The following is a 13,310-nucleotide window of genomic DNA, read 5'->3' on the forward strand; positions in this document are numbered from 1 at the left end:
TATCAGAGCAGAAATAGAGGCGGGATTGCTACTTTACAGGCCTATACTCTCTAGGTAGCAATTTCCTTGAAACCAACTTTTTCTGTATTCAAACTGTTTACTCTCGACGTTCTTTACGGTTTATCTAGCTTCAAATCACAGTGTTTATGATACCGGAGATACATCATGACGATAAAAGTTCTCGGTTATGCAGCCAAATCCGCACAAGTTCCCCTTGCCCCACTCGAGTTTACCCGTCGCGATCCGCGTCCTGATGATGTGGTGATGGATGTGCTCTATTGCGGTGTCTGTCACTCAGACCTGCATCAGGCGCGTAACGACTGGGGGTTCAGCAGCTATCCGCTGGTACCCGGGCATGAAGTGGTGGGGCAAGTCACCGCCGTGGGTAACAGTGTCACGAAATTCAAGGTGGGTGATTTTGCCGGAATTGGCTGCATGGTGGACTCCTGCCGAGTGTGCCAACCCTGTCAACAGGGCCTGGAGCAGTATTGTGCAGAGGGCAATGTGCAAACTTACAATGGTGTTGATCGCCACGACCATACACCAACCTATGGTGGCTACTCACAATCCATTGTAGCTTCTGAAGATTTTGTGCTGAAAATGCCTGCTGGTTTGGATTTGCAAGCTGCCGCGCCACTACTGTGCGCCGGTATTACCACCTGGTCGCCGCTGCGCCATTGGAAAGTGGGTAAAGGCAGTAAAGTCGCGGTAGTTGGCTTGGGTGGCTTGGGTCATATGGCATTAAAGCTGGCGAATGCATTAGGGGCTGAAGTGACGCTCTTTACCCGTTCACCGAGTAAAGAGGCTGATGCTCGTCGTTTAGGTGCACATCATATTGTGTTATCCACCGATGATGCACAAATGGACGCGACCAAAGGGCAATTCGATCTGATTATTGATACCGTGCCTTATGTCCATGATATCAACCCGTACATGCCGACACTGAATGTGGATGGCACCCTGGTATTTGTTGGTTTTCTTGGTGATCTTAGCCCAATGATAAACACCATGCCATTGATTCTGGCACGGCGTTCGGTGGCCGGTTCATGTATTGGCGGCATTGCTGAAACACAGGAAATGCTCGATTTCTGTGCTGAACACGGCATTGCTTCAGATATAGAGATGATCAAGATTCAGGATATCAACGACGCCTATGAGCGGATGCTGAAAAGCGATGTGAAATACCGTTTCGTGATCGATATGGCGTCGTTAAAACCGTAATTATACTGGGAGTCACGCGGGGGGAACCTCGCATTTTTCCCATTAAATTTTAGCTGGCGTGCTCGTCCATATTCACGCAGGCAAATCGATGAGCAGGGCACGCAGCGGCGTTTCAGCTTTAATCACCAGATGCCGTTCTTCTTGTACAAAAGCACCATCACCGCAGGTCAGGCGCTGAGTTTCACTGGCTTGCGGCCCATCCACCGTTACTGTTCCGTGAATGGATTGCAGATAAGCCCTGGGGCCGTGTAGGTCAATGGTGTACTGTTCGCCCGCGGCTAAATCCAGATGATGAATCCATACTTGCTGACGCAGTTTCAGGCTGCCCTGCTCACCGTCAGGAGACGCTAGTAGCCTTAGTGGCTGCGTGCATAATGACAGGTGCTGGGCGGGATTGCTTTCCTGCTCAGGGCAGGCATTGAGCCATAACTGAATGCGAGTTAATGGCTTATCAGTACTCAAATTATGCTCGCTATAGCTGACACCTGATTGAGCAGAAAAGAGCAACACATCGCCAGTTTTACCGCGCACATAGTTACCCAGACTATTTCGATACTCAGCCTCACCTTGTAAAATCAGGTTTAAAATATCAACCTGCGGATAAGTTCGTGGTTGAAATGAGGATCCCGGTGCTAACACTTCCTGATTCAAAACGCGCAGTGAGGCATAGCCCAATAGCTTCGGGTCAAAATAGTGGCCGAATGAGAAAGTATAACGGGCTTGGAGCCAACCATAGTCAGCTTGCCCGCACTGTTTTGCTGTTCTGCATGTGATCATGACAATGATTGCCCTATCCTGATATTAATTGATAAAGAGATGGTAAGCGTCTGGACGACGGATTGTTAGCCAGTTAATCTGGTCGCTATATTCAAATTTCCTGATTGAGAAAATGATGGCCAAAGATCGGGCGCTAACGTTAGAAGCATTGAGAGTAATGGATGCTATTGACCGCCGTGGTAGTTTTGCCGCGGCGGCTGATGAATTGGGGCGGGTACCTTCTGCGCTGAGCTATACCATGCAGAAACTTGAAGATGAGCTTGATGTGGTGTTGTTCGACCGCTCCGGGCATCGCACCAAATTTACCAATGTTGGGCGGATGCTACTGGATCGCGGGCGGGTGTTACTGGAGGCCGCAGACAAACTGACCACCGATGCTGAGGCATTGGCGCGCGGCTGGGAAACACATATCACGATTGTCAGTGAGGCATTGTCTCCGGCATGGAAACTGTTCCCGTTGATCGACAAACTGGCGCTCAAAGCTAATACTCAGGTCTCCATTTTTACCGAAGTATTGGCCGGGGCATGGGAACGGTTGGAGCAAGGGCGGGCTGATATCGTCATTGCGCCCGATATGCATTTCCGTGCATCTTCAGAGATTAACAGCCGTAAACTGTACAAAGTGACTAGTGTCTATGTTGCCAGCCCAGACCACCCCATTCATTTGGAACCAGAGCCTCTGTCAGAACTGACCCGAGTGAAATACCGTGGTGTCGCCGTCGCGGATACCGCTCGTGAGCGGCCAGTTATCACGGTGCAATTGCTGGATAAACAGCAACGTTTGACGGTCAGCACTATCGAAGATAAGCGGCGGGCATTATTAGCCGGTTTGGGTGTGGCGACCATGCCTTATGAAATGGTAGAAAAAGACATTGAAGCGGGCCGTTTACGGGTCGTCGGGCCAGAGTTCAGCCGTGAGGCCGATATTATTATGGCATGGCGGCGTGACAGCATGGGGGAAGCTAAGTCGTGGTTCCTGCGAGAAATCCCTAGATTGTTCGCTAATAAGTAAACGGCTACTGCGCGTTAATCTGTTAATAAAGTGAAACGTGTATCTCGTCCATGTGGCTCCAGCAGGTCTTGCTGTGGGCCGATGGAGATAATCCCGTAAGGGTTTATAGTGCCGTGGCTGCGATAGTAGTGATTGCGGATATGGGCAAAATCTACTGTTTCAGCGACGCCTTGAATTTGATAAATATCGCGTAAAAAGCCATATAAGCTGAGATAATCGCTGATACGGCGCTTATCACATTTGAAATGAGTGACATATACCGGATCAAAACGCACCAATGTGGTCCATAAACGCAAATCCGCTTCCGTCAGTTGGCCGCCAGTCAGATATCGCTGTTTCGCCAGAATCTGTTCCAGCTTGGCCAATGCATCAAATAAGGTATTAACTGCCTCGTCATAGGCTTCCTGTGTAGTGGCGAATCCCGCCTTATACACCCCATTATTGACCTGATCGTAAACCCACCCGTTAATATCATCAATATTACTGCGTAACGCTGTAGGGTAATAATCCCCCGCTTTAGCGCCGACTCCATCAAAAGCAGTATTGAACATACGAATGATATCGGCAGATTCATTGCTAACGACGGTCTGTTGCTGCTTATCCCATAACACCGGAACGGTCACCCGCCCGCTATAATTTGCATCGGCGCGCAGATAAAGCTGATAGAGATAGTCAAGATGATAGAGTTCGTCGCCGGTGGCGGCAGGAAAATCATTAGCGAAGGTCCAGCCATTCTCCAGCATCAGTGGATGTACCACAGAAACTGAAATCAGTGACTCTAAGCCTTTCAATGTGCGCATGAGTAAAGTGCGGTGTGCCCATGGGCAGGCAAGAGAAACATACAGATGGTAACGGTGTGCTTCGGCTTTAAAGCCAGCTTTACCTTGTGGGCCAGCTTGCCCGTCAGCAGTCACCCAATTGCGGAACTGTGAGGTACTGCGTTTGAAATGACCACCGGTAGATTTTGTGTCGTACCAGATGTCTTTCCACATGCCGTCTACGAGCTGTCCCATCCAATCCCCCCGCGTTCTTGAAATTGTAGCGTTGTTAGCTGCTCTTATTCATCCGAATCACTTACTTGAGTAAGTTCATCGGGATTAATGAGCCTCATCCTTGAGGCTCACCCTACGGGCTAGCATAAATGCTGTTCAAATTGGTTCCCAATTTGTCATTCGCTTGCAGCCAGGCTGCAACTCCAATTACTTTGGGGATTGCATTTTATAGTATAGCCTTACCACTTCTTACCCAGCAGACGGTCAATACTGAAACCACCCGGGCCGGCAACCGCCAACACAATGAAACCGCCAGCGATGGTTAGGTTTTTCATGAACATCAACTGGTTAACGCCTTCCGCAAAGTTAGTGTGGAAGATAAGTGCCGTCAGAATAGTGAAACCCGCAGTGAACAGTGCAGTGGTACGGGTCAGGAAACCAAACAGAATTGCCAGACCGCCACCAAATTCCAACAAAATGGTCAATGGCAGGAAGAAGCCTGGGACACCCATCGCTTGCATATATTGTTGTGTGCCAGCATAGGCATCACCCATTTTGCCGTAACCGGCTACAATAAACAGAATCGGCATCAGAATGCGTGCTACCAACAGGCCAGTATCTTGTAATTTGTTCATCGACGACTTCTCCAAAAAGTTGTTCTATTAATGCCTGGCATCTGCGGGCGTTAATGGTTAATCAAAGGTGCTTGTGTGTGGTCGCTTGCCGGTGTTATCCCGCAAACTCCCTGAGTTGATGAGAGAATGTTAGTTGAGAAGTAGAGAAGTTGTTAGCAAGTAAAACTGTCTGTTTTTATCAAAAAAACTGAAGTGTAAGCAGATTAAAGCCGAAAAACGGTCTGTTTAGGCATAAGAAAGGGGGAAGGGCTGTCAGTAGCCCGCATGAGATATCGATATGCCACCAAGTGAAGTAACGGCAGGTTAACGTAAGAGAAAAGTGTTACGAAACAATCGGATGGTTCCCCATAACCCAACCGCTCGACGCGACCAGCGGATAAATTTACTCGGGTGGCGGATACCGTATAGCGCGACCAGACTGGAGCCAATCATCAAATATTTTCGCATACCGACGATTTGTGCCCAACCGCGATCATAAGGTGCAGTGACCTCAAGCCAATGTGCGGCGCTGTTGGCGAGATCCAGACGTTGTTGCTGGATCTCATGTAACAATGCGGCCTTTTCCTGTGCTAATTTACGGCGGCTCAACGCTCTTTCTCCAATAACTCGCGATCCGTTTCCAGTTGCTTACGGGTAGAACCCAGCAGTGTGGAGCGGCGCGCCTTGGTGAGAGTCCAGATAATACCGATTATCGCTAGTGCTAATAGCACGGCAGTGGTAGTGCCAAGCGCCATTAAACGATAGGCAGGATCAATACCCCATATGACTAATACCAGCAGACTCATCAACCCGAAAGCGGTAAACAGCAAGGTAATCCCTGCCATCATCAGCAACTGAACCAGTGTTGCTTTTTCCTCTTCCAGCTCAATAGCAGCCAGCCGTACACGGGTTTCAACCATGCCTACCACAATGGTGGCGATACGATGAACAGTATCGAGGACCCCTTTACCGGGGCCCTGAGTGTGAGGAAGCTCAGCCATAATCAGCGGCGAGACAACAGAACGCCTAACACCACGCCGACAGCAGCACCGATGCCTACGCCAGTCCAAGGATTGTCGTGAACATAGGTATCTGCTTTATCAGCAATTTCTTTAGTTTGGGCTGCGATTTTATCGCCGGTTTCGCTCAGACGCTCGCGAGTATCTTTCAACGCGTTTTCCGCTTTGGCTCGCAGCTTTTCTAACTCAGCTTTCGGCTTATCGGTCGAAGTTTGCAGCACTTCTTCCAAAGTATCTGCCAGTGACTTAAGTTCAGCGCGTAAATGTTCAGAGGTTTTATCTTGTGACATGTAATAGCTCCTTAACATAACTGAGGTGAATACATAACGTAGCGAATATTTTACAAGGTTAAAAGGTTAATAATCTTAAATAACCCTGATGAGTCGCCATTCTCGTATTTAAAACCGGAGTTGCTACTTTTGTGCCTGAGCTTGCTTTAACTCAGCTTGTGCTTCCACTAACTTCTTCTGCTGCTTGGTAATTTTGCTAGCATCACCTTTTTGCTGAGCCTCTTTTAACTCTTGCTGACGCTCAGTGACTTTGTGCTGCTTTTGTCTGATTTTTTGTTGTCGTTCGGCCTTTAGGCTCTCCGCCGTGCAATTGCTCTTTACTTCTTTTAAGGCTGTTTCCAGACCAGCAGCGCGGCGGGTATTGCCATGTTGTTTGGCATAATCTATCTGTTGTTGGATTTCTTTGGCTTTTATATCGCATTCATTGTCTACCGCTGCCTGAGCAACATTACAAAACACGACAATGGGTAAAACCAACAGGAGAGAGTGACGTAACAACATAGTATTGCTTCCTTTTACAGCAAGAGTCAGGGACGAAACAGGTTGCCGTGAATGTCTAAGCATAGCGCTGAATTATGTGATACCCAAGTTTACCACGGGATTTTTTATAGATTAATCATATATCAGCGGAATAAATGGACGAAAAACAAGAGATGACTACGGGGATTTCGTTCCCCGCAGCAATAATTATCCCACTTTCTGTGGGGTATTTCTGAATGCAGGCAACAGACGCTGACGTTTCTTGGACTCGCTCGAGACAATCACATAACCACTCGGCAAGATATCCTGTAAAACGGCAATGGCTTCTTTCTGCTGTTCTGGGGATTCCAGGCTCACCACCAGGCTATCATCCTCTGGAGTGATGCTTTTTATCCGAATCCCACGTTGATCGAGATGTTGATACAGATAAAACCCATCAGGCAAGGACAACCCCTGTTGGTTAGGTCGAATTTTCAACGCACTTTCTGTGCGCAAAATGATCGGCGTAAACAACAGGGCTGCCAGCAACAACGCTGTAACTGGCAGGATAAGATAGTGCCAGACCGGGCGGCCGAAACGGCCCCTGAGGTTGATCACTCTGGCTTACCTTTATTATTGTCATTGCTATCTGCAACTGGCGGCGTATTTTTTTTGCGCCAAAGCACATATAAAGAACCAAACAAGCCAATCACCAATAGTGCCAGTGGCAATAACATCAGGACGAACATCACTTCGTCTTCATATTTTAGGAATACGGGGGTTTTACCAAAGGCAAAGCCCATGGTTGTCAGGATCAATACCCACAGGAAACCGCTCATCCAGTTGAAGAACTGAAAACGGGCGTTGTTCAGGCCTGAAAGCCCGGCAATAGTTGGCAACAAGGTACGCACAAATGCCAAGAAACGGCCTACCAGTAGGGCTGATAAACCATGGCGATGGAACAAATTATGGGCGCGCTGGTGGTAATGAGCGGGTAGATGAGACAACCAACCCTGTACTACTTTCGTATTCCCCAGCCATCGACCCTGAATATAACTGACCCAGCATCCAAGGCTGGCGGCAGTAGTCAATACCACGAGGGTCACAGGGAAACTCATTGCACCTTTTGCAATCAGTACACCAACCAGAATCAGCAGACTATCGCCCGGTAAAAAGGCTGCTGGCAGCAAGCCATTCTCCAGGAAAAGTATGACAAACAGCAGGATATAAATGGCCCATACCAGAGACGGGTTCGCGAGTGTCTCATAGTCTTGTGCCCATAGAGCATGTAAGAGTTCTTTAATGATATCCATCTGGTATTCCTAAAACGTCATTGTTGTATACCCTTCTTACCTGACGTTGCAGCGGCGCTTTCTTACCCGAATCACTGAGATGCTAATCAATGGACGGGATTCGTTCGTTTTGCCTGACTGCAATACCAATTACTTTGGGTATATTCGTTAGTTTATAAACACGACTCGCAAAAATAGCGGATGGCTTTTCGTGTTTAAGCGATGGTTTTGATAAATGTGTTAAAAACAAACCAATTCGCTGATATCAATAGATAAATATACTTCTCGCTGTCACTGCCTGGACAGCTACGACAACTGAGCATCATGGTGGTAGGTAAGCATCCCGCTATATTGAATATTACTCTCTTTCCAGCCACCCACACGATTTTGCTGTGTCGATACATGGAACATCCAATTGGAGTAGTTAAGCAGTGGCAGTGATTGCCTCGGCTGTTTGTATATTTCATCCGCCCGACTGCTGCGAGACATCGGCAGATATGCCCCAGACCATGAATTATTGGCCAACGACGGATTGGCTGAGCCAGTAAACTTGGTGGCGCCCAGCCGATTCTTGATGGCCGTTTTTTTGACCGGCAAACCCATCAGACGCAATTGGGAGGAGATGACCTTATTTTGCAAGTGCAGGTAAGGTGAAAATGCACTTACAGATGATGGCGTGTCGCTAACATCGTGGCGGTCATGATAAACAGAACTCAGCGCTGAGAGCGCCATGCCGGATGGGGTAGAATGAGTGGGCGATAGCAGGTTGCCGGAGACCGAACCGGCCCAGCCAGACACTGCAATAAATAGAGCAAACAACCAGCGCATGTATTTGCGTTTCGCTCCCAAAGCACCCAAGTAAAAAAGTGCTGCCACTTTAGCAAAATAGCGGGATATGAAACAGGGAAATATAGAGACCTACTGGGTGTTTATTAAGCAATGGTTTAAAAATAGGCTTGATACTGACGTTTGTTGACAGAAGTCGACATTTACTGACTACAAAGCAGCATAATCAGACCGGGAAGAGAAAGAATAGAATCAGTTTCTCTTCCCATGGCCTGCAACAATCCGGGCAAGGGTCAGCTTTTACTATTCGCGACCATATTGTTATTCATCATCAGATTATCGAGATGAACAACGGGGTTTTCTGTGAATAAATAACGATCCACATTAAATTCAAAATCATCGGTAGTAGCACGAAACAGCATCTGCTTGGTATTTTCCAGATGTTGCCACATAGCAAGTTTACTGGCGTAAGGATCTTTACGCATCAGTGCCTCAAGGATCCTGTCGTGATCTTCGCACCAGCTCTCGATCGATTTATCATCGATATGCTCATGCAATTTGATCCAGTAAGGGTTATGTACCCGCTGGCTCCACATTTTTTCGACAATCGTTGCCATGGCGGTATTTTGGGTGGCCAGAGCAACCTGCACGTGGAATTTCAGATCCCATTGTGAATCACGGAAGCGGTCTTCCTGGCGCGCATGCTTTTGGATCTCGATTAATTGCACGATATCTTGCCGCGTAACCTGAGTGGCGGCAAATTCAGCAATATTACTTTCGATCAACTGGCGGGCCTGTAATAGCTCAAAGGGGCCTGCGGTGGCGAATTCAATGCTGTGGTTGGGCATCACGAGGTGCTTTTGCTGATTCGACATCACGTGGATGCCGGAGCCTTTACGCACTTCGACGTAACCCTCTACTTCCAGCATGATAATCGCTTCACGGACCACGGTGCGGCTGACATTCATCTCTTCTGAAATGTAGCGTTCTGCCGGCAATTTATCCCCCACCGGATAAACACCCGCTTCGATGCGCTGCTTTAACTCTGCGGCTAACTGCTGGTACAACCGTCTGGTTTCTGTGAATTCCATGATTAAGGCTCTTGGGATCAATTGAGGCAGCAAATTTTGCGGCTCATTTTGTCTGGAAGGCATGATATCCCGAAGGAGATACAATTGGACTTGTTATACCACTTATCCCTATTGGGTTCTAGTCATTGCTATCACAGTTGTGATGGAAAATACGCCCTAAACCCAGGGCAAAGAAGAAGTAAAAAGCCCGGTAAATGATTACCGGGCTGGAGTCGAACCAATGGCTCAATAATGACTAGTCAGATTAGTTCTGTCCGGCAGGTGCCTGTTGTATCGGATCGATTGCAGGTTCAACCGCCGGGCGGTTTTGCAGTACCGTCCAGATAACCACTACTGCTAACACATCAAATACCGCCAGTGCAGCAAACAGAGGGCTGAAGCCCATGGTGTCTGCCAACGCACCCACCACCAGAGCGAACATGGTACTGGCAGTCCAGGCCGCCATACCGGTTAACCCGTTGGCTGTGGCCACTTCGTTACGACCAAATACGTCGGAAGATAGCGTAATCAGTGCGCCGGACAGGGATTGGTGAGCAAAGCCCCCAACACACAGCAGTGCGATAGCGGCATAAGGGCTAGTGAACAGGCCGATAGTCCCCGGTGCAATCATTAACAGGCCACCCATTGTTACCACCAACTTACGGGAAACAATCAGGTTAACTTTGAAGTGTTTCTGGAACAACGGCGGCAGGTAGCCACCCAAAATACAGCCCAGGTCGGCAAACAGCATTGGCATCCAGGCGAACATGGCGATTTCTTTCAGGTTAAAGCCATAGGCTTTAAACATGAATAGCGGGATCCAAGCGTTAAATGTCCCCCAGGCTGGTTCTGCCAAGAAACGCGGGATCGCAATGCCCCAGAACTGACGGTTACGGATAATCTGCAATGCAGACATCTTTTTAGCGTTAGCAGTGGAGTGCTGTGCTTCCTGACCACTGAGGATGTATTCACGTTCTTCATCAGTCAGTTTTTTCTGGTCTTTCGGGTGTTTGTAGAGGATTAGCCAGGCAATAGCCCAAATCAGACTGAGCACACCGGTGATGATAAATGCCATCTGCCAACTGTGCATCACGATAGCCCACACCACTAGTGGTGGTGCAATCATGCCGCCGATAGAGGAACCGACGTTAAAATAACCTACAGCAATGGAGCGTTCTTTTGCCGGGAACCATTCGCTACTGGCCTTCAGGCCAGCTGGGATCATAGCAGCCTCTGCCATACCTACCGCACCACGAGCGATAGCTAAACCGCCCCAACTGCTGGCCAACGCGGTACTCATACAGAAGATGGCCCACATAATGGCAAACATGGCATAGCCCACTTTGGTGCCCATCACATCCAGAACATAACCGGCTACCGGTTGCATCAGGGTGTAAGCAGCAGAATAAGCGGCAATGATGTAAGAGTATTGCTGTGTCGTGATATGTAACTGCTCTTGCAACGTCGGTGCGGCAACCGCAATAGCATTACGTGTTAAGTAACCCAATATGGTGCCGACGGTGACCAAAGCGATCATGTACCAGCGTAAGCCTTTAATTTTACGCATCATTTATAACTTTCTCCCAGTCTAAGATTACTGCTATGAAGCGCGACCTGTAGCGGCGTTTCATGGCGCAATTTGGTCCAACCTACATCGCTGTGCATGTGGTGGTACCCGACCCTGCTTAATTGACGTTACAGCGGTGTTAGCTGCTCTCATTCCCCCGCATCACTGACTGGAATCAGTTTTGCCGGATTCACTCGTTTGCCGCCGACTTGTAACACCAATTACGTTGGGTCATACCTTCTTATTGGCGTTGAGGCTACGTGCTGTCACGAGCTTCAACTGCTTTGGGTATCCCTTCCTATTGAGAGCAACTGTGCTGTAGCTGCTCTCATTCTTGCTTGTGTCTTCCCGCTTGGGTCAAATCAGCGCATTTGATAGAGCAATGCGGATGAGATGACTGAGGGCGACGCAACAATAACTTGTCATACAGATTTAAAAGTTGAGTGATATCACAAAAACCACTTTTCAATTAGGGAATAATAGAACCCGACAGACTTAGTGCCGCAAGGGGCTAAATAGATTATAAATGTTGAGTATTTGTTCTTTTTGTTAGGTTTTTGCGATCTCTATCGATAAAAAAATGCTGGACGATAGATGAAATTGGTGTGATAACTTCGCGATAACAGAGAGCAGTGCTCTAAGATGTACTCAAGTGAGGAACCTAATATGTCGCAGTTTTTGACCGAAGACTTTTTGCTGGACACCGAATTCGCCCGTCGTCTGTATCATGACTACGCAAAAGATCAGCCGATCTTTGATTATCATTGCCATTTACCCCCTGAACAGATCGCAGAAAACTACCGCTTTAAGAATCTGTATGACATCTGGTTGAAAGGTGACCACTATAAATGGCGTGCTATGCGGACAAATGGTGTAGCAGAACGTTTGTGTACCGGCGATGCCAGTGATCGTGAGAAGTTCGAAGCTTGGGCTGCAACGGTTCCGCATACTATTGGTAACCCACTGTATCACTGGACTCATCTTGAATTGCGCCGTCCATTTGGTATTACAGGTAAGTTATTATCTCCTGCAACGTCAGAAGAGATCTGGCAACGCGGTAATGAATTACTGGCTCAGGACAGTTTCTCTGCGCGCGGCATTATGCAGCAGATGAATGTAAAAATGGTCGGTACCACTGATGACCCGATTGATGACCTGCGCCACCATAAAGCTATTGCTGCTGATGGCAGTTTCAACATCAAAGTGTTGCCAAGCTGGCGTCCAGATAAAGCCTTCAACATTGAAGCCGCTGGTTTTAACGACTACATGCAGCGCTTGGAAGCTGCCGCTGATACCTCTATCAGCCGCTTTGCCGATCTGTGCACGGCACTGAACAAACGGATGGACCACTTTGCCGCGCACGGCTGTAAAGTATCGGATCATGCCTTGGACGTCGTGGTCTACGGTGAAGCAGATGAAGCCACGTTGGATGCGATTCTGGCGCGCCGTCTGGCCGGTAATCAGCCCACTACTGAAGAGATCGCCCAGTTTAAAACCGCAGTGTTGCTATTCCTGTCTGGCGAATATCACCGCCGTGAATGGGTGCAGCAGTACCACATCGGCGCTCTGCGTAACAATAACAGCCGCATGTTTAACCTGGTGGGGCCGGATATCGGTTTTGACTCCATCAATGACCAACCACTGGCGCAGCCACTGTCCCGTCTGTTGGATGCTCAGGGCCTGCGTAATGCATTACCAAAAACCATCCTTTACTGCCTGAACCCACGTGATAACGAAGTTATCGGCACGATGGTTGGCAACTTCCAGGGCGAAGGTGCTGCCGGGAAAATGCAGTTCGGTTCCGGCTGGTGGTTTAACGACCAGAAAGATGGCATGCAACGCCAAATGACCCAACTGGCACAACTTGGTTTGCTAAGCCGCTTCGTTGGCATGCTGACGGATAGCCGCAGCTTCTTGTCTTATACGCGCCATGAATACTTCCGTCGCATCCTGTGCCAGATGATTGGCCGTTGGGTGGAAGATGGCGAAGCTCCGGCAGATATTGAACTGCTGGGTTCAATGGTGAAAAACATCTGTTTCGATAACGCGAAGCAATATTTTGCCATCGAGCTGTAATCGCTTTGAATAACAAATAACAGGGCCGGTTAGCGGCTCTGTATAACTCTAACTCATTATTTATTTAACGCCCGGCTGCACTGCGGTAAAGACCTTCTCTACAAAGAAAGGATTGCCTGCAAAGCACGGACTGTC

General features: G+C 48.4%; 15 protein-coding genes. 3 read left to right on the forward strand and 12 right to left on the reverse strand.

What is annotated here, in order from left to right:
* Nucleotides 1-165: 165 nt before the first annotated feature.
* Nucleotides 166-1,221 carry an NAD(P)-dependent alcohol dehydrogenase gene (locus Q2T71_RS21360; protein WP_372560453.1) on the forward strand — a complete coding sequence of 352 codons (1,056 nt, stop codon included), beginning with the start codon at nucleotides 166-168 and terminating at the stop codon, nucleotides 1,219-1,221.
* A 72-nt stretch (nucleotides 1,222-1,293) separates the two neighbouring features.
* Here the strand turns inward: Q2T71_RS21360 and Q2T71_RS21365 are convergent, their stop codons facing one another.
* On the reverse strand, nucleotides 1,294-1,998 hold the full coding sequence (locus Q2T71_RS21365) for a pirin family protein (RefSeq protein ID WP_083162317.1): 705 nt from the start codon (nucleotides 1,996-1,998) through the stop codon (nucleotides 1,294-1,296).
* 115 nt (nucleotides 1,999-2,113) lie between these two features.
* On the opposite strand from Q2T71_RS21365, the gene Q2T71_RS21370 reads away from it, so the two are divergent.
* Complete coding sequence (locus Q2T71_RS21370; protein WP_083162318.1) at nucleotides 2,114-3,010, forward strand: LysR family transcriptional regulator; 897 nt, start codon at nucleotides 2,114-2,116, stop codon at nucleotides 3,008-3,010.
* Nucleotides 3,011-3,024: 14 nt separating this feature from the next.
* Here the strand turns inward: Q2T71_RS21370 and Q2T71_RS21375 are convergent, their stop codons facing one another.
* The 11 genes from Q2T71_RS21375 to Q2T71_RS21425 all read right to left on the reverse strand — a co-directional run bounded on the left by Q2T71_RS21375 (nucleotide 3,025) and on the right by Q2T71_RS21425 (nucleotide 11,102).
* Nucleotides 3,025-4,023: a glutathione S-transferase family protein gene (locus tag Q2T71_RS21375; protein WP_083162319.1), complete on the reverse strand. Its 999-nt coding sequence runs from the start codon at nucleotides 4,021-4,023 to the stop codon at nucleotides 3,025-3,027.
* Between the two features lie 218 nt (nucleotides 4,024-4,241).
* A complete protein-coding gene (locus tag Q2T71_RS21380) occupies nucleotides 4,242-4,637 on the reverse strand; it encodes a DoxX family protein (RefSeq protein WP_004714887.1) in 396 nt (131 codons plus the stop codon).
* A 303-nt stretch (nucleotides 4,638-4,940) separates the two neighbouring features.
* On the reverse strand, nucleotides 4,941-5,225 hold the full coding sequence (locus Q2T71_RS21385; RefSeq protein ID WP_372560454.1) for a YqjK-like family protein: 285 nt from the start codon (nucleotides 5,223-5,225) through the stop codon (nucleotides 4,941-4,943).
* A complete protein-coding gene (locus Q2T71_RS21390; protein WP_083162321.1) occupies nucleotides 5,222-5,617 on the reverse strand; it encodes a phage holin family protein in 396 nt (131 codons plus the stop codon). Before Q2T71_RS21390 ends, Q2T71_RS21385 begins: the two co-directional genes overlap by 4 nt.
* 2 nt (nucleotides 5,618-5,619) lie before the next feature.
* Complete coding sequence (locus tag Q2T71_RS21395; RefSeq protein WP_372560455.1) at nucleotides 5,620-5,925, reverse strand: YqjD family protein; 306 nt, start codon at nucleotides 5,923-5,925, stop codon at nucleotides 5,620-5,622.
* A 123-nt stretch (nucleotides 5,926-6,048) separates the two neighbouring features.
* Entirely contained in the window at nucleotides 6,049-6,426 is a 378-nt protein-coding gene (locus tag Q2T71_RS21400; protein ID WP_372560456.1) for a DUF1090 domain-containing protein, read from the reverse strand.
* Between the two features lie 186 nt (nucleotides 6,427-6,612).
* Nucleotides 6,613-7,002, reverse strand: a complete 390-nt coding sequence (gene mzrA / locus Q2T71_RS21405; RefSeq protein WP_372560457.1) for an EnvZ/OmpR regulon moderator MzrA — start codon at nucleotides 7,000-7,002, stop codon at nucleotides 6,613-6,615.
* Complete coding sequence (locus Q2T71_RS21410; RefSeq protein ID WP_083162324.1) at nucleotides 6,999-7,697, reverse strand: DedA family protein; 699 nt, start codon at nucleotides 7,695-7,697, stop codon at nucleotides 6,999-7,001. The genes mzrA and Q2T71_RS21410 overlap by 4 nt, the downstream gene beginning before the upstream one ends.
* A gap of 285 nt (nucleotides 7,698-7,982) precedes the next feature.
* Nucleotides 7,983-8,504 carry a hypothetical protein gene (locus tag Q2T71_RS21415; RefSeq protein WP_372560458.1) on the reverse strand — a complete coding sequence of 174 codons (522 nt, stop codon included), beginning with the start codon at nucleotides 8,502-8,504 and terminating at the stop codon, nucleotides 7,983-7,985.
* A gap of 251 nt (nucleotides 8,505-8,755) precedes the next feature.
* A complete protein-coding gene (exuR, locus tag Q2T71_RS21420; protein WP_083162325.1) occupies nucleotides 8,756-9,553 on the reverse strand; it encodes a transcriptional regulator ExuR in 798 nt (265 codons plus the stop codon).
* A 244-nt stretch (nucleotides 9,554-9,797) separates the two neighbouring features.
* Nucleotides 9,798-11,102 (reverse strand): MFS transporter, encoded by a 1,305-nt coding sequence (locus Q2T71_RS21425; RefSeq protein ID WP_083162326.1) that lies wholly within the window; start codon nucleotides 11,100-11,102, stop codon nucleotides 9,798-9,800.
* 663 nt (nucleotides 11,103-11,765) lie between these two features.
* On the opposite strand from Q2T71_RS21425, the gene uxaC reads away from it, so the two are divergent.
* Nucleotides 11,766-13,175 (forward strand): glucuronate isomerase, encoded by a 1,410-nt coding sequence (uxaC, locus tag Q2T71_RS21430; RefSeq protein WP_372560459.1) that lies wholly within the window; start codon nucleotides 11,766-11,768, stop codon nucleotides 13,173-13,175.
* The last annotated feature ends 135 nt before the right edge of the window (nucleotides 13,176-13,310 follow it).

Source organism: Yersinia sp. 1652 StPb PI (assembly GCF_041538345.1).
GTDB lineage: Bacteria > Pseudomonadota > Gammaproteobacteria > Enterobacterales > Enterobacteriaceae > Yersinia > Yersinia enterocolitica_E.

Bases quoted from the DNA above. Each gene is read 5' to 3' on its own strand.
- Q2T71_RS21360 (WP_372560453.1), top strand. From the start codon at position 166: ATGACGATAAAAGTTCTCGGTTATGCAGCCAAATCCGCACAAGTTCCC.
- Q2T71_RS21365 (WP_083162317.1), bottom strand. From the start codon at position 1,998: ATGATCACATGCAGAACAGCAAAACAGTGCGGGCAAGCTGACTATGGT.
- Q2T71_RS21370 (WP_083162318.1), top strand. From the start codon at position 2,114: ATGGCCAAAGATCGGGCGCTAACGTTAGAAGCATTGAGAGTAATGGAT.
- Q2T71_RS21375 (WP_083162319.1), bottom strand. From the start codon at position 4,023: ATGGGACAGCTCGTAGACGGCATGTGGAAAGACATCTGGTACGACACA.
- Q2T71_RS21380 (WP_004714887.1), bottom strand. From the start codon at position 4,637: ATGAACAAATTACAAGATACTGGCCTGTTGGTAGCACGCATTCTGATG.
- Q2T71_RS21390 (WP_083162321.1), bottom strand. From the start codon at position 5,617: ATGGCTGAGCTTCCTCACACTCAGGGCCCCGGTAAAGGGGTCCTCGAT.
- Q2T71_RS21395 (WP_372560455.1), bottom strand. From the start codon at position 5,925: ATGTCACAAGATAAAACCTCTGAACATTTACGCGCTGAACTTAAGTCA.
- Q2T71_RS21400 (WP_372560456.1), bottom strand. From the start codon at position 6,426: ATGTTGTTACGTCACTCTCTCCTGTTGGTTTTACCCATTGTCGTGTTT.
- Q2T71_RS21410 (WP_083162324.1), bottom strand. From the start codon at position 7,697: ATGGATATCATTAAAGAACTCTTACATGCTCTATGGGCACAAGACTAT.
- Q2T71_RS21415 (WP_372560458.1), bottom strand. From the start codon at position 8,504: ATGCGCTGGTTGTTTGCTCTATTTATTGCAGTGTCTGGCTGGGCCGGT.
- exuR (WP_083162325.1), bottom strand. From the start codon at position 9,553: ATGGAATTCACAGAAACCAGACGGTTGTACCAGCAGTTAGCCGCAGAG.
- Q2T71_RS21425 (WP_083162326.1), bottom strand. From the start codon at position 11,102: ATGATGCGTAAAATTAAAGGCTTACGCTGGTACATGATCGCTTTGGTC.
- uxaC (WP_372560459.1), top strand. From the start codon at position 11,766: ATGTCGCAGTTTTTGACCGAAGACTTTTTGCTGGACACCGAATTCGCC.